Origin of the sequence: Halobacillus litoralis (genome assembly GCF_004101865.1) — a bacterium.
Classification (GTDB): domain Bacteria; phylum Bacillota; class Bacilli; order Bacillales; family Halobacillaceae; genus Halobacillus; species Halobacillus litoralis_A.
The window spans coordinates 271,597-289,846 of record NZ_CP026118.1 but is presented as its reverse complement, the minus strand read 5'-3'; the positions used below and the strand labels follow the sequence as shown (position 1 = coordinate 289,846).

The following is an 18,250-nucleotide window of genomic DNA, read 5'->3' as shown; positions in this document are numbered from 1 at the left end:
TCATTTGACTACAGTTATTGCGTTTATACTCATGTTCGGACTTTTGGTGTTCGTACACGAGTGGGGGCATCTTATTTTTGCCAAACGTGCAGGAATGCTGGCGCGTGAATTTGCAATAGGATTTGGACCGAAGATTTTTGCTTTCACAAGAAATGAGACCCTGTACACGATCCGTTTGTTACCTATCGGCGGTTACGTACGTGTCGCAGGGGAAGATCCTGAAATCGTTGAGTTGAAAGCAGGTCATCATATTGCTCTTGAATTCAATGATGAAGGCAAAGTGAATCGTATTGTCGTTAACAATAAATCCAAGCATCCTCATGCACGAGTGATTGAGGTGGAAAGAGCCGATCTTGATCACAGACTCGTCATTGAAGGATATGAAGTGGATGAAGATGAAAAGCTGTTTTTTGAAGTCGATCCTAAAGCGATGTTCGTAATGGATGAAAAAGAAACACAGATCGCTCCTTATAACCGCCAATTCGCTTCGAAATCAGTTCCCCAGCGGGCGATGCAGCTATTCGCAGGTCCATTGATGAATTTTGTCCTGGCTATCCTGCTGTTCACGGTTTTAGGCTTTATCCAGGGCGTACCGTCTAATGAAGCTAAGCTGGGAGAAATACAAGAGAGCACCCCTGCGGAACAAGCTGGACTGATGGCTGGGGACGAAGTGATCGCCGTTGATGGTGAATCTGTAAGCACATGGGAAGAATTCACGACAGTGATCCGGGACCACCCAGATGAAGAGGTGACTTTGACGATCAGCCGCTCCGGACAAACACAGCAATTGGATATTACTCCAGCTGCTATTGAGGATCGCGATCGAACAATAGGTCAAGTGGGTGTAGCGAGGGCTTTTGAAGAATCATTCACTAAAAAGCTGACTTTCGGATTCACGCAAACCTACGAGTGGTCTGCAATGATATTAACGAATTTAGGCAAGCTGGTGACAGGCCAGTTCTCTCTTGATATGTTATCAGGGCCTGTAGGAATCTATGATGCAACAGATCAGGTGGTCCAAACTGGTTTTACGAATTTTGTCATGTGGACATCCATTCTGAGTATCAATTTAGGAATCGTCAACTTATTACCTCTTCCTGCACTTGATGGCGGACGGCTGTTATTCGTCGGTCTTGAAGGCGTCAGAGGTAAGCCGATCGATCCCCAGAAAGAGGGAATTGTTCATTTTATCGGTTTTGCGTTATTGATGTTATTGATGCTTGTGGTCACATGGAACGATATTCAACGGTTATTCTTATGAAATCTATAGCTGGAAGTCCTAAGGTGATAGGTTTCCTAGGCTTCTAGCTTCTTTTATTAATTTTGAACTGAGGTGCATGTTATGAGACAAAGTCATATGTTAATCCCAACTTTAAAAGAAAATCCAGCAGATGCAGAAATCAAGAGTCATCAGTTCCTCGTTCGCGCTGGTTACATACGTCAAATTGCATCAGGAATTTATAGCTTTTTACCAATCGGACGCCGCGTCCTCAGCAAAGTAGAGAGTATTGTACGTGAAGAAATGGAGAAAATCGGTGCCCACGAGATGGCTATGCCTGCTCTTGAACCATCTGAACTCTGGAAAGAAACGGGACGATGGACGACATTCGGATCAGAACTGATGCGAATCAACGACCGTCATCAGCGGGAGTTTGCATTGGGTGCAACTCACGAAGAAGTGATTACAAGCATAGTTCGCAATGAAGTCAAGAGCTATAAGCAGTTACCAATAACAGTCTTCCAAATACAAAATAAATTCCGCGATGAGGCACGCCCACGGTTCGGTTTGTTGCGGGGTCGTGAATTCCTTATGAAAGATGCTTATTCGTTCAACGAATCATACGAAAGTTTGGATGAAACCTATCAGAAGATGTTTGATGCCTATTCAAATGTCTTCCGCCGTTGTGGTCTCAATTTCCGAGCAGTCATTGCTGATTCAGGCGCGATGGGCGGAAAGGATACACACGAATTCATGGTTTTATCTGAAGTTGGAGAAGATGTGATCGCATATTCAGATACTTCCCGCTATGCCGCAAACATAGAAATGGCTCCCGTGGCTGCAGAGTACAAAAAGACCAATGAATCCCCATTAACGATGAAGAAAACAGAAACACCAGATAAGAAAACGATGAAGGATGTAGCGGATTATTTAGGTCATGAGCTTCGTGAAGGTTTGAAGTCGATCATGTTCCAAGTTGACGATCAGTTTGTCATGGCAGTTACGCGGGGGGACCACGAAGTAAATGATGTGAAGCTGAAGAATTTGTATAATGCAGACATTGTTGAACTTGCCTCTGAAGAAGATACAAAACGGTTGTTGGGAACTGGATTTGGCTCTTTAGGTCCGGTAGATGTTCCCGAAGAAGTTGAAGTGGTGGCAGATCATGCAGTAGAAGCACTGACGAATGCTTCCTGCGGTGCGAATGAAGAAGGATATCATTATACAAATGCCACTCCTGGTGAAGATTTCCAAGTCCACCAATATGCAGATCTCAGATTCATCCAGGAAGGAGATCCTTCGCCAGACGGGCAGGGGGTAATCAAGTTTGCTCGGGGAATTGAGGTCGGTCACGTCTTCAAGCTTGGGGAATTTTATTCTGAACGCATGAATGCCACGTTCCTTAACGACCAGGGTAAAGCGAAAACAATGATCATGGGCTCTTACGGAATAGGAGTTTCCCGCACCTTGGCAGCTATTGTAGAGCAGTATCATGATGAACGCGGGATTACATGGCCGGCAAAAATTGCTCCATACCAGGTTCACCTGCTCTCCATGAATCCGAAAAAGGAAGACCAGAAAGAATTGGCAGATGATCTTTATGAGACACTTCTTGAAGCTGGCATCGAAGTTTTATATGATGATCGTAAAGAACGTGCTGGCGTCAAATTCGCCGATAGTGATCTGTTCGGTATTCCTTTGAGAATCACCGTAGGTAAGCGTGCGGCGGAAGGTATGGTTGAAGTGAAGGATAGAGCGACAGGGGAACAATCGGATGTTGAATCGAGCGGAATTACAGAATATGTAAACGATTGGTACAAAGGAAAATAATCGTTCAACGGAAATACCCTTGCTGGAACATGTAAAGCAAGGGTATTTCCATGATTAGATGCGTAGAGAAGGATAGAGGAGGAATCAATTTGAGTGTGAGCAATCAGGAAAAGATGCACTATTTACTGGAACAAATCCAGTTTCCACATGATCTGATTGAACCTCATTTTAAAGACAGCAGTATGCAGAAGCTGGTCGTTTATCGTGAGAAAAAAGTGTGGCACTTTCATTTTCATATGCCGAAACCATTACCCCCATCGGTCTATGAACTTTTTACGAGTAAACTGAAAACAGCATTCAGAGCTATTGCAGAGGTTTCCTGGACGATTGAGACGGACCAGAAAGAAGTAGTAGAAACAGATGTAGTGGAGTATTGGCAGGGGTTTATTAAAACGTTGACAGATTTGACTCCCGGCTACAAAGATTTGTTATTAGAACAACAGCCCGAAGTAAACGGGAATAAGATTATGTTAACTTGCAGGAACTTAGCTGAAAGTCATGCGGTTCAAAAGAAATTAGAGGAACCTTTTAAAGAATATTGTTCTTGTTCCGGCTTACCACCATTCATGTTATCGACAAGGGTGAAGGAAGAGCAGGAGGAAATCAAGAGGTTCCAGGAAGAACGTCAAAAAGAAGATAAAATCCTCGTTCAACAAGCAGTGAAGGAACAAGAAGAACGGGCGAAAGATAAAGATGATACAAAACCGAAAGGGCCATTGGAAATCGGGTATAAGATCCAGGATGAAATCGTCATGATGGAAACGATCCAGGAAGAAGAACGCAAAATCGCTGTCCAGGGATATGTGTTTGATGCTGAAGTCAAGGAACTCCGGTCCGGCAGACATTTACTCTTATTGAAAGTAACTGATTACAGCGATTCCTTCTCGATAAAAATGTTTTCCCGTGGAGATGATCATGCCGATCTGTTCAAACATGTGAAGCAGGGGATGTGGGTCAAAGCACGTGGAGGAATCCAGACGGATAATTTCACAAATGAGCTTACGATGATGGCGAATGACATCAACGAAGTAAAACCTAAACTTCGCGGAGATGATGCACCTGAAGGCGAAAAACGTATCGAACTTCATGCTCATACCACGATGAGTGCGATGGATGCACCGGTCTCTCCATCCCGGCTGATTCAAAAAGCAGCCGACTGGGGTCATGAAGCCATTGCTATTACAGACCACGCTGTCGTCCAAGCTTATCCAGATGCCCATGCAGCTGGGGAAAAGAATGGAGTCAAAATCATATATGGTGTGGAAGCGAATCTTGTTGATGATGGTGTACCGATTGCGTATGAAGAGCAGGATCGTGACTTGGAAGAAGCTGTTTATGTCGTTTTCGACGTGGAAACGACAGGACTTTCAGCTGTTTATGACAAAATCATTGAACTGGCTGCCGTCAAAATCAAGGCTGGTGAAATTATTGACCGCTTCGAATCTTTTGCGAACCCTCACCAGCCCCTGTCTCAAACTACCATTGATCTAACAGGGATAACCGACGACATGGTCAAGGACGCTCCGGAAATTGCAGAAGTGCTAAAGGATTTCCATCAATGGAGTGCAGATGACATTCTCGTTGCGCACAACGCCAGTTTCGATATGGGCTTCCTAAACGCAGGATATCAGTCTATCGACTATGGGAAAGCGAAGAACCCTGTTATTGATACATTAGAACTTGCGCGCTTCTTAGTTCCTGAACTTAAAAACCATCGATTGAATACATTGTGTAAAAAGTTCGATATAGAATTGACACAGCACCATAGGGCTATCTATGATGCGGAAGCGACCGGCTATTTGCTTTGGAAGTTAGTGAAGAAAGCGATGGATCGAGAAATCACTAATCATAAGAATTTGAATGATTATATGGGAGAAGGAAAAGCGTATCAGCGTTCAAGACCTTCTCACTGCACTTTACTTGCTACGAACAGTACCGGGTTGAAAAACATATACCGTCTGGTTTCAGAAGCCCATGTGAACTACTTTTATCGTGTGCCGAGAATTCCCAGGTCTTTGTTGACGAAATATCGTGAAGGTATCCTGGTCGGGTCCGGGTGTGATAAAGGAGAAGTATTTGAAACAATCATGCAGAAGTCGGAGGAAGAAGCAGAGAAGGTCGCTGATTTTTATGACTATATTGAAATCCAGCCTCCGGGTAACTATAAACACCTGGTAGAGAAAGATCTTGTCCAAACCGAAGCGCAAATATTAGATATATTGAAACGGCTTGTCCGCATGGCTGAGCGATTGGGCAAAACTGTCGCAGCTACTGGCAATACCCATTATGTGGAGCCACATGAAAAGCAGTACAGACAAATATTGATTTCATCCCAAAATGGTAACCCGCTGAACCGTCAAACGCTGCCGGAGGTCCATTTCAAAACGACCAATGAAATGCTTGAGGAGTTATCCTTTCTAGGAGAGGAAAAAGCGAAAGAAGTAGTCGTTGCCAACACAAAGAAAATCGCTGCTCAGATCGGTGAGGTCTCGCCGGTAAAAGATGACCTTTATACACCGAACATCGAAGGTGCTGATCAGGAGATCCGCGAAATGTCTTATAACAAAGCAAGAAGCATTTATGGTGATGATATTCCTGAACTGATCGTGAAACGTTTGGAGAAAGAGCTTGATAGTATTATCGGGAACGGTTTTGCCGTCATTTACTTGATTTCCCAAAAGCTTGTGACCAAATCTTTGGAGGATGGTTACCTTGTCGGGTCACGGGGTTCTGTAGGTTCGTCGTTCGTTGCTACGATGACAGATATTACAGAAGTCAATCCACTGCCGCCTCATTACGTATGTCCGTCTTGTCAGTTTAATGAGTTTTTCACTGACGGTTCTGTCGGAAGTGGTTTTGATTTAGAGGAGAAGGAATGTCCGAATTGCAGCACTCCATTGAAAAAGGATGGACAGGATATCCCGTTTGAAACATTCCTTGGTTTCAAAGGAGATAAAGTTCCCGATATCGATTTGAACTTCTCAGGAGAATACCAGCCACACGCCCACAACTATACCAAAGAACTTTTTGGAGAAGACAGTGTCTATCGGGCCGGAACGATCGGTACCATTGCTGAAAAAACCGCCTATGGGTATGTGAAAGGGTATGCCGGTGACCATCAGCTGCAATATAAAAACGCAGAAATCGACCGTCTGGTTCATGGTTGTACAGGTGTCAAACGAACAAGCGGGCAGCACCCTGGAGGCATCATAGTCGTGCCTGACGATATGGAAATCTATGATTTCTCCCCTATCCAGTTTCCTGCTGATGATACAAAGTCTGAATGGAAAACGACACACTTTGACTTCCATTCTATCCATGACAATTTGTTGAAATTGGATATTCTAGGGCACGATGATCCAACCGTGATCCGGATGCTCCAAGACCTCAGTGGCATTGACCAAAAAGAAATACCAGTGGATGACGCTGAAGTCATGAAAATATTCAGTGGACCAGAAGCCCTTGGTGTAAACGCTGATCAAATCATGTGTAAAACCGGTACCTTAGGAGTTCCGGAATTCGGAACAAGGTTCGTTCGGCAAATGCTTGAAGACACAAAACCGAAGACGTTTGCTGAACTAGTCATCATCTCAGGACTGTCACACGGCACAGACGTATGGCTGGGCAATGCTGAACAGCTGATAAATGATGGGATATGTACACTGCCGGAAGTGATTGGATGCCGTGATGATATCATGGTGTATTTGATGCACAAGGGTCTTGAACCTTCCTTAGCCTTCAAAATCATGGAATTTGTCCGTAAAGGTCGTGGGCTTCAGGATGAGTGGATCGAAGAAATGAAGAAACACGGGGTCCCGGACTGGTACATTGATTCTTGTAAGAAAATCAAATACATGTTCCCGAAAGCACACGCCGCTGCTTATGTATTAATGGCGGTGAGGATTGCATATTTCAAGGTACATTACCCGATATACTTCTATGCCGCCTACTTCACTGTTAGAGCGAGTGATTTTGAACTCGATACAATGGTGAAAGGATCTGCAGCCATCCGCAGTCGGATAGAAGAGATTCAAGCCAAAGGTTTGGATGCCACACCTAAAGAGAAAAGTCTGCTCACAGTCCTGGAAATCTCGCTGGAAATGTGTGAGAGAGGGTATGGATTCAAGAACGTCGATTTATATCGTTCGAGTGCTACAGACTTCCTGGTGGAAGATAATGAATTGATTCCTCCGTTCAATGCAGTAGATGGATTAGGCACGAATGCTGCGATCAACATTGTGAATGCCCGTCAGGAAGGGGAGTTTCTCTCTAAGCAGGATTTGAGGGAACGCAGCCGCATTTCTAAAACCGTTCTTGAATACCTGGACAATTTCGGTTGTTTAGAAGGTATGCCTGACGAAAATCAACTCTCTCTATTTTGAGGTTATAAGGAAGCTTGAGCATGGCGCATTTCTACTATGTTGCAAAAATCAAGCAACTATGGTATATTTTTTATGGTGAGAAGAGCGATACGGACGAAGAGAAGAGTGGGGCAACCCACTCTTCTCTTCATATTCCAGGCTATTGCTTGTGGAGAAACTTCGATGCATCAGGGGCTTGGATGCCCGCGAGATGAACCGCTATGATACCTGTCATAGCGGTTTCTCGTGACATTTGAAAAATAGAGAGTCCTGATACTTAAATGAAATGAGCGAATAAATCCCATACTAATATGACTACTATTTATCATTGTGATCGAAGGAGGGAAGGGCATGAGCAATCATGTTACATCCGTTACTGAACGGCTCGTTCATCCGATTCTGGATGAAATGGACTTGGAACTTGTTGATATCGAATATAAAAAAGAAGGACAAAATTGGTACCTTCGTGTCTTCATCGATAAAGAAGGTGGAGTAGACATTGAAGAATGCGGACAAGTTTCTGAACAATTGAGTGAAAAGCTGGATGAAGAAGATCCGATTGAAATTCCTTACTTTTTGGAAGTCGCTTCACCAGGGGCTGAACGACCTTTGAAATCAGAAGCCGATTTCACAAAATTCGTCGGTGAGTATGTGTATATGAAGTTATACGAACCGATCGATGGCGAAAAAGAATTTGAAGGAACATTGAGATCTTTCGAAGATTCTACAGCCGTTGTGGAAATACGCATAAAAACAAGAAAGAAACAGCTTGAAATTCCGTATCAGAAAATAGCCAAAGCTAATTTAGCTGTTACGTTCAATTAAGGGGGAGAAGACTTTTGAGTAGTGAACTATTTGATGCCATGAATTATTTAGAAAAGGAAAAAGGCATCGACAAGAATTTGTTGTTGGAAGCGCTGGAGGCAGCTCTAATATCTGCTTATAAGAAGAACTTTAATTCCGCAACGAATGTCCGAGTGGATATTAATGAAGAAGAAAGTGCTATGAAAGTGTTAGCAAGGAAAGAAATCGTTGAAGAAGTCATGGATTCTCAGCAAGAAATCTCACTTGAAGAAGCAAAAGAAATCGATCCGAATTATGAGATTGAAGATGTGATTGAAGTGGAAGTGACTCCGATGGACTTTGGACGCATTGCTGCTCAAGCTGCCAAGCAGGTTGTCACACAGCGAGTCCGTGAAGCGGAACGCGGCATTATTTATGGTGAGTATGTCGATCGTGAAGAAGATGTCATGACGGGGATCATCCAGCGTAAGGATCCTCGGTTTGTTTATGTGAACCTGGGCAAGATTGAAGCACGCCTGCCTGAAGGTGAACAAATGCCGACAGAAACTTATGAAGTACATGATCGTTTGAAGGTGTTCGTGACCAAGGTTGAAAACAGCAACAAAGGTCCACACATTTATGTTTCCAGAACTCATCCCGGTTTATTGAAACGCTTGTTCGAGATGGAGGTTCCTGAAATTTACGACGGTACCGTTGAAGTAATGTCTGTAGCGCGTGAAGCAGGTGACCGATCTAAGATATCTGTTTATGCAGAAGATCAAGAAATCGATCCAGTCGGCTCTTGTGTCGGCCAAAGAGGTCAGCGGGTCCAAGCGATCGTCAATGAATTGAAGGGTGAAAAAATCGATATCGTCCAGTGGTCTGAAGACCCTGTAGCGTATGTTTCGAACGCATTAAGTCCATCCAAGGTCGTTGAAGTGCTCGTAGATGAAGAAGAAAAAGCGACGACGGTCATCGTTCCCGATTATCAGCTGTCCCTGGCTATTGGCAAACGCGGCCAAAATGCACGTTTAGCTGCTAAGCTGACAGGTTGGAAGATCGATATCAAGAGTGAAAGTGAAGCTCGTGAACAAGGAATGCTAACAGAGCAAAGTGAAACAGACGCAGATACTGATCTTGATGAAGAAATGTTTGATGAAGAATAAGGAGGGGGAGTATAATGACCCGTTCCAAAAAACCTTTAAGAAAATGTATAGTTACTCAGGAAATGGTCCCCAAGCAACAGCTTATCCGCGTTGTCCGCAATAAAGACGGAGAGATATTCGTGGATGAAACAGGTAAGAGGAACGGTCGGGGAGCCTACCTCTCCAAAGATATCCAAGTCATAGAACAAGCAGAAAAGCAGCAAGTGCTCAACCGTCATTTAAAAGCTAATGTCGATGCAAGTGTCTATGAAGAATTGAAAGCTAAAATAAAGGCGGACAAATCATGAGTGGCAGTTATCTGAATTTGATTGGATTGGCCCTAAGAGCAGGAAAATGTACGCTCGGGGAAGAGTCGATCATCAAAGACATTCAGAAGCGTAAAGCGAAACTGGTACTCATAGCCAATGACACTGGCAAACAAACAAAGAAAAAGCTGACAGATAAATGCAGCTTTTATGAAATACCCTGCTATGTGGTTGATGATCGAGATACATTATCACAAGCCATTGGAAAGGCAGGGAGAGTCGCGATCGCAGTTCTGGACCAAGGATTTGCGAAAAAGTTGCAATCGCTACTCGATGAATCTATTCGGGGGTGAAGATTATATGAGTAAAATGCGCGTATATGAATATGCCAAAAAAAATGAACTATCTAGCAAGCAGGTAATCCAAAAACTTCAAAATCTTAATATCGAAGTGACGAACCATATGTCTACGTTAGAAGACGATGAAGCGAAGAAATTGGATCAGGCTTTCGGAAAAGGGCAGAGTCCTCAACAACCGAAACAGGAAAAAGGCAATGCTGCTAAACCGAAAGACAACAAAAAGCCGGCAAATAAGAACCAGAAAAATAACAAGAAAAAGCAAAAACCAGCACAACAGCAGCCACAAGCTCAGAAAAAGGCTAAGAATCAGACACCTGAGAAAATCACCTACTCTGGCAGCCTGACCGTTGGTGAGCTGGCTGAGAAATTAGGTAAAGATTCATCTGATATTATTAAAAAACTCATGAATTTAGGGGTTATGGCTACGAAAAACCAGGATATGGATGCTGACTCCATCGAGTTAATTTGTGGAGAGTATGACGTTGAAGTAGAAGAAGAAGTCATTGTCGATGAAACAGACATCGAAAATATGACATTCGATGACGATCCTGCAGACTTGCAAGAGCGTCCGGCAGTCGTGACCATTATGGGACACGTCGACCATGGTAAAACAACGCTTCTTGACCAAATCCGGAACACGAAAGTGACAGAAGGTGAAGCAGGCGGGATTACCCAGCATATCGGTGCTTATCAAATTGAAGAAAATGAAAAGAAAATCACTTTCCTTGATACACCAGGTCACGCCGCATTCACGAGTATGCGTTCCCGAGGAGCGCAAGTGACAGATATCGCAATTCTGGTAGTTGCTGCTGATGACGGAGTCATGCCACAAACAAAAGAGGCCATCAGTCACGCAAAAGCTGCCGGAGTCCCGATTATCGTAGCTGTCAACAAGATGGATAAAGAAGGCGCTAACCCTGACCGCGTCATGCAAGAATTGATGGAATATGAATTGATCGCCGAAGATTTCGGTGGTGAAACGATATTTGTCAAAATGTCAGCCGTTAACGGTGAGGGTATCGAGAATCTTTTAGAAATGATTGTGCTTGTTTCTGAAATGGAAGAACTGAATGCCAATCCTGATCGTGCTGCCTATGGTACAGTCATCGAAGCTGAATTGGATAAAGGTCGCGGACCTGTAGCAACATTGCTTGTGCAAAACGGTACACTCAATGTCAGTGACTCCCTAGTTGTCGGGAATACATGGGGTCGTGTACGTGCGATGGTCAACGATATCGGACGTCGGGTGAAAGTTGCTGGACCGTCTACTCCTGTGGAAATTACGGGTCTTAACAATGTCCCGCAAGCAGGTGATCGCTTCTTAGTATTCGACGATGAGAAGAAAGCACGATCTGTCGGTGAAGCACGTGCTCAGAAACATTTAGAAGAAAATCGGAGTTCAACAGCGAGAGTCAGCTTGGATGACCTGTTCGATCAGATCAAACAAGGTGAGGTCAAGGATATTAACCTGATCGTCAAAGGTGACGTTCAAGGGTCTGTTGAAGCTTTGGCAGGGTCTCTAGAAAAAATTGAAGTTGAAGGCGTCAAAGTCAAAATCATCCACACAGGTGTAGGTGCTATCACAGAATCTGATATCGCGCTGGCTTCTGCTTCCAATGCCATCGTTATCGGTTTTAACGTCCGTCCAGATGGGAATGCTAGAAAAGCGGCAGAGTCTGAGGATGTAGAAATCCGTCTGCACAACATCATTTATAAAGTGATGGAAGAAATTGAAGCGGCGATGAAAGGGATGCTCGATCCTGAATATGAAGAGAAGATTATCGGGCAAGTTGAAGTTCGTGAAATCTTCAAAGTATCTAAAATCGGTACAATCGCCGGTTCATATGTAACAGAAGGTAAAGTGAACCGTAACTCAGGAATCCGCATCATCCGTGATGGTGTCGTCATCTACGAAGGTGAAATTGATGCTCTGAAACGTTATAAAGATGATGCTAAAGAAGTGCAAAAAGGTTATGAGTGCGGGATTACAATTAAGAACTTCAACGATATTAAAGTCGGTGACATTATCGAACCATTTGAAATGCAGGAAATTGAACGCACATGATTGTAAGCGCAGAAGTGGATTGCATCATCTATGAAGCGCAATCGTTGAAAGAAAAACGTGCTGTTCTGAAGCGGATCAAAACAAGGCTCCAAAATGAATTCAACATCGCTGTCAGTGAACTGGATTTTCAAAATCTATGGCAGCGTACCCGCCTTGGGCTGGTTACGATCGCGAGTGATAAAGTGATCGCTGAGCAGACGATGCAGCAGGCTTTAGCTTTCATCGATTCTTTTCCAGAGATCGAACGCACAGAGACGAACCAGGAATGGCTATGATGTCTTGTTTAAGAAGAGGTGAATGAACATGAATGACTTACGAGCGAACCGCGTCGGGGAACAGATGAAAAAAGAGATGAGCGATATCATCAGTAAAAAAATCAAAGATCCCCGTGTCGGCTTCGTCACTGTTACTGAAGTGAAGGTAACAGGTGATTTGCAACAGGCGAAAGTATATATTTCCGTATTAGGAGATGAAAAACAAAAACATGATACACTAGTAGGCTTAGCAAAAGCTAAAGGGTTCATCCGCTCCGAAATCGGCCAGCGGATCCGTCTTAGGAAAACCCCTGAAATCATGTTTGAGTTTGACGAAGCGATTGAACAAGGAAATCGTATCGAAACTATTCTCCGTGACTTGAATGATACGGATAGTTGATAAAAATCCGTGCTGACTCAGCACGGATTTTATGTGTAAATTTATTATGTCAGAGGTGGAAAACATGGATGGAATTCTTCCATTATGGAAACCTGAAGGGTTTACTTCCCACGATTGCGTGAGCAAAGCAAGAGGGATGTTGAAGACGAAGAAAATCGGGCATACCGGGACACTTGATCCAGACGTTGAAGGAGTACTACCGCTTTGCGTAGGAAAGGCAACAAAGATAGTACCTTTTCTCACAGACACGGATAAAGTCTACGAAGCTGTTGTGACTTTAGGAACTGCTACGGATACAGAAGACAGCAGTGGACAGATAGTTGAGTCGAAGGAAGTAACTGAAAATATTCCGTACAGTGAGATCGAAGACCATATTTCCTCTTTTCAAGGTGAGATTACTCAAACCCCGCCAATGTATTCAGCTGTAAGAGTGAATGGTAAACGCTTGTATGAATATGCAAGAGAAGGAATTGAAGTGGATAGACCCTCACGCCAAGTTCTGATCAAAGAAATCAGTATTCTTTCGAAGGATGAGGAGGTCGTAGAGGGAGAAATGTCTTTTTCACTGCGAGTTGTGTGTTCTAAAGGGACATACATCCGTACACTTTGTGTAGATATTGGGAAGACCCTAGGCTATCCTGCCCATATGTCTTCTCTTGTAAGGACAAAGACAGGCGGTATCACTCGGGATGAGTGTTACACATTGGCACAAGTTCAGGAGAAGGCTGACGAACATAAGGGGAAAGAGTTGCTTCTCCCTCTATCCCGTGGACTTTCGGATATGGTATCTTGGGAAGTAGATGAGGAATGGAAAGTGATGATCCAGCATGGACGTGTACTGACAAAACCTTCTCATATAGACGCGGAAACGTTCGCTGTAGTGCACGATAAAGAGGTCATTGCGATATATCAGCAGCATCCCAGTAAACCTGGATATGTGAAACCCGTTCGAGTGTTTTAATTTAGTGTAAAGCAGGTGAGTGGCATGAAAACATTTCATCTATCTACCTCTTCTTCCGCAAATCTCCTTTCTGTAGAACCGAATGTGGTGGCCGTCGGTTTTTTTGATGGTGTCCATAAGGGGCATCAGCGCGTCATAGCTACAGCAAAAGAGAAAGCCGACGCTTCAGGGGTAAGGTCTGCTGTCATGACTTTTGACCCGCATCCATCGGTGGTTCTGAAAAGAGAGCAGAGAGATGCCTATTATATAACACCACTTGAGGAGAAAGAAGAAATTCTCAAAGACATGGGACTCGATTATTTATTCGTTGTTACTTTTGATCGATCCCTGGCAGGATTATCTCCCCAGCAGTTCGTCGATGACTTTTTCATTCCTTTGAATGTAAGGAATGTTGTTGCAGGTTTTGATTTCACATATGGACATAAAGGTGAAGGTTCAATGAATACGCTTGCTCAACATTCCAGAGGTCGCTTCGCTCAAACTGTGGTCGAGAAGGTTGCAGATGGAGAAGAGAAGGTGAGTTCGACCCGAATACGTAAACTTTTAGACGTGGGAAAGGTGAACGAGGTCAATGATCTACTTGGCAGACCCTTTTTCGTAAAAGGAAAAAGCAATAGTGACCTCGCAAGGAAGATAATCGAAGTCCGTGTTGAAAACAGCTTCTATTTTCCCAATGAAGGTGTCTACACTGTTACTGTTCTGCTAAAAGGTATGCAGCATTACGGAATGGCCTGGTTGAAGAGTAAAGTACGTCAAGGTCAGGAACAAACCTGTACCTTCAATGTGTATTTGCTTGATATGGATGCAGGTCATAGTGAAGAAGATGTTACTGTTCGATTTCACAATAAGATAAAAGATGAGTTTGAATCGATCAATGTTGATTATATCGATGACCGACTGCAAAAAAGTGAAAAGGTTATCCGCAGTTTTTTCGGCTTGGAATAGAGGTTTTCCTTGCATTTTACCGAAAAAAAATGTACCCTTTAATATGGAACCTTCGCTTGGCGGATCGTAACTCCGACGTCCGCTCGGGGAATGGGAATTTTTAAATTTTTCAGGAGGTGTAGCTATAATGGCTATCACACAAGAACGTAAACAAGAACTTATCAATGAGTACAAAACTCATGACAACGACACAGGGTCTCCAGAGGTACAGATCGCTGTACTTACCGAGCAAATCACGACATTGAACGAACACCTGCGTGCACACAAGCAGGATCACCACTCTCGTCGCGGACTGCTTAAAATGGTAGGTAAGCGTCGTAACCTATTGAACTACCTTCGTAATAAGGACATTACACGTTACCGTGAGTTAATCAAGAGTCTTGGCTTGCGTCGTTAATGTATGGGAAAAAGCGGGAGTATTCCCGCTTTTTCTGTATGTTTACATACATAAGGGTGTAAACTGATCATAGACCCTTAAGTTGAATTAAGAGAGTTATCGAGAGGAGTTAAGTTCTTTATGGCAGAAGAAAAACAAGTCTATTCGATTGAAGTCGCTGGACGCACGTTTTCTGTTGAAATCGGCGAATTAGCGAAACAAGCGAATGGTGCAGCACTTATTCATTATGGAGATACGACAGTCCTGTCTACAGCAACGGGTTCAAAAGAACCTAAGGATCTGCCGTTCTTCCCATTAACCGTAAACTATGAAGAGCGTTTATACGCTGTTGGAAAAATCCCTGGTGGTTTCATAAAACGTGAGGGGCGCCCAAGTGATAAAGCAGTCTTGGCTTCCCGTTTGATTGACCGTCCGATTCGCCCATTATTCCCGGAGGGCTACCGTAATGATGTACAAGTCATCAGTTCGGTCATGAGTGTGGATCAGGACTGTTCATCTGAAATGGCAGCGATGTTAGGTTCTTCTATTTCATTGGGCATTTCCGACATTCCATTTGATGGACCCATTGCAGGGGTCATCGTTGGACGAGTTGACGGAGAGTTTGTCATCAACCCGACAATTGAACAGCAAGAAAAAAGTGACATTGATTTGACTGTCGCCGGTACAAAAGATGCCATCAACATGGTTGAAGCGGGTGCGAATGAAGTATCTGAAGCAGACATGCTTGAAGCGATCATGTTCGGACATGAGGAAATCAAACGCCTGGTAGCCTTCCAGGAGGAAATTGTTGCAGCAGTCGGAAGAGAAAAAATGGAAGTCAAATTATTCGATTTGGATGCTGAACTGAAGAGTAAAGTAGAAGCAGAAGCGACTGATGCTGTCGCTCAGGCTATTAAAACAGAAGAGAAAAAAGCACGTGAAGAAGCGATTGACCAGGTGAAAGCAGATGTGCTTGCCTCTTATGAAGAACAAGAAGCGGATGAAGAAACATTGAAACAGGTCGGTTCTATTTTAGAGAACATGGTGAAAACAGAAGTCCGCCTTTTGATTACAAAAGACAAAATTCGTCCAGATGGCCGTGGAGTCGATGAGATCCGCTCCTTGACCTCCCGTGTCGGCTTACTTCCAAGGACGCATGGTTCTGGATTATTCACTCGTGGCCAGACACAAGCGCTAAGTGTGTGTACTCTGGGTGCCCTTGGTGATGTTCAGATTCTGGATGGTCTTGACCTTGAAGAATCCAAGCGTTTCATGCACCACTATAACTTCCCGAAATTCTCAGTAGGGGAAACAGGACCGATACGTGGCCCTGGCCGTCGTGAAATCGGGCATGGTGCTTTAGGTGAGCGTGCTTTGGAAGTCGTCATCCCATCTGAGAATCAATTCCCTTATACTATCCGCTTAGTATCGGAAGTACTTGAATCGAATGGTTCGACTTCACAAGCAAGTATTTGTGCAAGTACATTAGCTATGATGGATGCTGGTGTCCCTATTAAAGCACCTGTCGCAGGAATCGCTATGGGGCTTGTTAAATCAGGCGATGATTATACAATCCTGACTGATATTCAAGGGATGGAAGATGCCCTTGGAGATATGGATTTCAAAGTAGCAGGGACTGAAAAAGGTGTTACAGCCTTACAAATGGACATTAAGATTGACGGTCTATCAAGAGATATTCTTGAAGAAGCGTTAGCTCAAGCGAAAAAAGGCCGTATGGAGATTTTGGGTCACATGCTCGAAACCATTCCTCAAACCCGCCAAGAGCTATCTGCACATGCACCTAAGATCATGACAATGAAAATCAACCCTGATAAAATTCGTGATGTTATTGGACCAAGCGGAAAACAGATTAACCAAATCATCGATGATACAGGGGTCAAGATCGACATTGAACAAGACGGCACTGTTTTCATATCTTCCACTGATGCAAGTATGAACACTACAGCACAAAAAATCATTGAGGATATCGTGCGTGAAGTTGAAGTTGGAGAAGTTTACGACGGTAAAGTCAAACGAATCGAAAAGTTCGGCGCGTTTGTTGAATTGTTCAAAGGAAAAGAAGGTCTTGTACACATTTCAGAAATGGCAGAAGAAAGAATCGGCAAAGTCGAAGATGTCGTTTCCATGGGCGATACGATCAAAGTGAAGGTAAAGGAAATCGATAATCAAGGTCGAATCAACCTTTCACACAAAGCTATTCTTCTGGATGAAAAGAAAAAGCAGGAATCGAATGCTGAATAATTGACGCTATTGAAAGAAAAGATACTGGCTTGCCAGTCTCTTTTTTTTTGGTTAGTCTAACCGGACAACTTGTGCATACACTTATTTCAGGGGTGGATGTCCATGAGTATTAGAGCGGTTGGGCTTTTTTTTATATGCATTTCTTTTCTGACTGGATTAGGACTTGCTTACTTTACAGTGAATGAAGCGGTGACAGTCAATAAAGATGATACTCTTTATCAGAAAATTAACGACGAAAAAGAGAAGTATGAGTGGGCGGCAGAAGATGCAAAAATAGACCCGGTATGGAAAAAAACTCCTGGCATTGTCGGGCGGGAAGTGGATGTAGAAGCTTCCTACAAGAAGATGAAAAAACAGGGTGGATATGACCCTGATCGATTCGTCTATAAATTGATCAAGCCAGAGGTGTCTATGGGTGACCTGCCGCCCTCGCCTATATATAGGGGCCATCCAGCTAAAGAGATGGTTTCCTTCCTTATTAACGTCTCGTGGGGGGAAGAGTTCATTCCGGATATGGTTGAAATCTTTTCGGAACATCAGGTGAAGGCCACTTTCTTCATCGATGGTGAATTTGCAAAAGAGTACACACATCTTATCCAGATGATTGAAGAAGAAGGACACATTATTGGAAGTCATGGGTATATGCATAAAGACATGGCCAAAATGTCTAAAGCGGATTCGAAAAACAACCTCGAACAAGCGGATGAACTCCTTTTTGCTCTGACGAAGGAAAAGGTTAAATATTTCGCTCCCCCGGCAGGAAGCTATAATGAGGGTACAGTAGAAGCTGCTCATGAGATGGGAATGGAAACAATCCTTTGGTCGGTTGATACGGTGGATTGGAAAAAGCCGACGAAAGACGTGCTGATCAGCCGGGTGATGAGCCGCCTGCATAATGGAGCTACTGTGCTTATGCATCCGACGGAAGTGACAGTCAACAGTTTGCCGGATTTAATCGAAAAAATAAAAAAGGAGGGCTATCACATAGCAGCCTTACCTAAATTGTTAAGTGAGGAAAGATGAT

General features: G+C 43.6%; 16 protein-coding genes. All 16 read left to right on the top strand.

The genetic code is table 11. The features are described from left to right. The first annotated feature begins 4 nt into the window (after positions 1–4). The 16 genes from rseP to HLI_RS01405 all read left to right on the top strand — a co-directional run bounded on the left by rseP (position 5) and on the right by HLI_RS01405 (position 18,249). On the top strand, positions 5–1,261 hold the full coding sequence (gene rseP, locus HLI_RS01475; protein WP_128522730.1) for an RIP metalloprotease RseP: 1,257 nt from the start codon (positions 5–7) through the stop codon (positions 1,259–1,261). Positions 1,262–1,342: 81 nt separating this feature from the next. Beyond that, positions 1,343–3,049, top strand: a complete 1,707-nt coding sequence (locus tag HLI_RS01470) for a proline--tRNA ligase (protein WP_128522729.1) — start codon at positions 1,343–1,345, stop codon at positions 3,047–3,049. Positions 3,050–3,138: 89 nt separating this feature from the next. Beyond that, on the top strand, positions 3,139–7,431 hold the full coding sequence (locus HLI_RS01465; protein WP_128522728.1) for a PolC-type DNA polymerase III: 4,293 nt from the start codon (positions 3,139–3,141) through the stop codon (positions 7,429–7,431). Between the two features lie 20 nt (positions 7,432–7,451). Beyond that, the gene (locus HLI_RS21365) at positions 7,452–7,625 is read left to right on the top strand and encodes a hypothetical protein (protein WP_164908442.1); all 174 of its coding nucleotides are present in this window, start codon (positions 7,452–7,454) and stop codon (positions 7,623–7,625) included. A gap of 136 nt (positions 7,626–7,761) precedes the next feature. Next, on the top strand, positions 7,762–8,235 hold the full coding sequence (rimP, locus tag HLI_RS01460) for a ribosome maturation factor RimP (protein WP_128522727.1): 474 nt from the start codon (positions 7,762–7,764) through the stop codon (positions 8,233–8,235). 14 nt (positions 8,236–8,249) lie between these two features. Further along, complete coding sequence (gene nusA / locus HLI_RS01455; protein WP_128522726.1) at positions 8,250–9,359, top strand: transcription termination factor NusA; 1,110 nt, start codon at positions 8,250–8,252, stop codon at positions 9,357–9,359. A 14-nt stretch (positions 9,360–9,373) separates the two neighbouring features. Further along, positions 9,374–9,646, top strand: coding sequence for an RNase P modulator RnpM (rnpM, locus tag HLI_RS01450; protein ID WP_128522725.1), 273 nt, complete (start codon positions 9,374–9,376; stop codon positions 9,644–9,646). Further along, on the top strand, positions 9,643–9,957 hold the full coding sequence (locus HLI_RS01445; RefSeq protein ID WP_128522724.1) for a YlxQ family RNA-binding protein: 315 nt from the start codon (positions 9,643–9,645) through the stop codon (positions 9,955–9,957). Before rnpM ends, HLI_RS01445 begins: the two co-directional genes overlap by 4 nt. Positions 9,958–9,964: 7 nt before the next feature. Continuing rightward, the gene (gene infB, locus HLI_RS01440) at positions 9,965–12,028 is read left to right on the top strand and encodes a translation initiation factor IF-2 (RefSeq protein WP_128522723.1); all 2,064 of its coding nucleotides are present in this window, start codon (positions 9,965–9,967) and stop codon (positions 12,026–12,028) included. Beyond that, positions 12,025–12,303, top strand: coding sequence for a DUF503 domain-containing protein (locus tag HLI_RS01435; protein ID WP_128522722.1), 279 nt, complete (start codon positions 12,025–12,027; stop codon positions 12,301–12,303). Before infB ends, HLI_RS01435 begins: the two co-directional genes overlap by 4 nt. A gap of 28 nt (positions 12,304–12,331) precedes the next feature. Further along, positions 12,332–12,682, top strand: a complete 351-nt coding sequence (gene rbfA / locus HLI_RS01430) for a 30S ribosome-binding factor RbfA (RefSeq protein ID WP_128522721.1) — start codon at positions 12,332–12,334, stop codon at positions 12,680–12,682. 64 nt (positions 12,683–12,746) lie between these two features. Continuing rightward, a complete protein-coding gene (truB, locus tag HLI_RS01425) occupies positions 12,747–13,643 on the top strand; it encodes a tRNA pseudouridine(55) synthase TruB (RefSeq protein ID WP_128522720.1) in 897 nt (298 codons plus the stop codon). 24 nt (positions 13,644–13,667) lie between these two features. After that, positions 13,668–14,588, top strand: a complete 921-nt coding sequence (locus HLI_RS01420; protein WP_128522719.1) for an adenylyltransferase/cytidyltransferase family protein — start codon at positions 13,668–13,670, stop codon at positions 14,586–14,588. A gap of 127 nt (positions 14,589–14,715) precedes the next feature. Continuing rightward, complete coding sequence (gene rpsO / locus HLI_RS01415) at positions 14,716–14,985, top strand: 30S ribosomal protein S15 (RefSeq protein WP_128522718.1); 270 nt, start codon at positions 14,716–14,718, stop codon at positions 14,983–14,985. A 120-nt stretch (positions 14,986–15,105) separates the two neighbouring features. Next, the gene (gene pnp, locus HLI_RS01410) at positions 15,106–17,226 is read left to right on the top strand and encodes a polyribonucleotide nucleotidyltransferase (protein ID WP_128522717.1); all 2,121 of its coding nucleotides are present in this window, start codon (positions 15,106–15,108) and stop codon (positions 17,224–17,226) included. A 102-nt stretch (positions 17,227–17,328) separates the two neighbouring features. Beyond that, positions 17,329–18,249: a polysaccharide deacetylase family protein gene (locus tag HLI_RS01405; RefSeq protein ID WP_128522716.1), complete on the top strand. Its 921-nt coding sequence runs from the start codon at positions 17,329–17,331 to the stop codon at positions 18,247–18,249. Position 18,250 lies beyond the last annotated feature (1 nt).

Bases quoted from the DNA above. Each gene is read 5' to 3' on its own strand.
- HLI_RS01470 (WP_128522729.1), top strand. From the start codon at position 1,343: ATGAGACAAAGTCATATGTTAATCCCAACTTTAAAAGAAAATCCAGCA.
- HLI_RS21365 (WP_164908442.1), top strand. From the start codon at position 7,452: ATGGCGCATTTCTACTATGTTGCAAAAATCAAGCAACTATGGTATATT.
- rimP (WP_128522727.1), top strand. From the start codon at position 7,762: ATGAGCAATCATGTTACATCCGTTACTGAACGGCTCGTTCATCCGATT.
- rnpM (WP_128522725.1), top strand. From the start codon at position 9,374: ATGACCCGTTCCAAAAAACCTTTAAGAAAATGTATAGTTACTCAGGAA.
- HLI_RS01445 (WP_128522724.1), top strand. From the start codon at position 9,643: ATGAGTGGCAGTTATCTGAATTTGATTGGATTGGCCCTAAGAGCAGGA.
- infB (WP_128522723.1), top strand. From the start codon at position 9,965: ATGAGTAAAATGCGCGTATATGAATATGCCAAAAAAAATGAACTATCT.
- HLI_RS01435 (WP_128522722.1), top strand. From the start codon at position 12,025: ATGATTGTAAGCGCAGAAGTGGATTGCATCATCTATGAAGCGCAATCG.
- rbfA (WP_128522721.1), top strand. From the start codon at position 12,332: ATGAATGACTTACGAGCGAACCGCGTCGGGGAACAGATGAAAAAAGAG.
- truB (WP_128522720.1), top strand. From the start codon at position 12,747: ATGGATGGAATTCTTCCATTATGGAAACCTGAAGGGTTTACTTCCCAC.
- HLI_RS01420 (WP_128522719.1), top strand. From the start codon at position 13,668: ATGAAAACATTTCATCTATCTACCTCTTCTTCCGCAAATCTCCTTTCT.
- rpsO (WP_128522718.1), top strand. From the start codon at position 14,716: ATGGCTATCACACAAGAACGTAAACAAGAACTTATCAATGAGTACAAA.
- pnp (WP_128522717.1), top strand. From the start codon at position 15,106: ATGGCAGAAGAAAAACAAGTCTATTCGATTGAAGTCGCTGGACGCACG.
- HLI_RS01405 (WP_128522716.1), top strand. From the start codon at position 17,329: ATGAGTATTAGAGCGGTTGGGCTTTTTTTTATATGCATTTCTTTTCTG.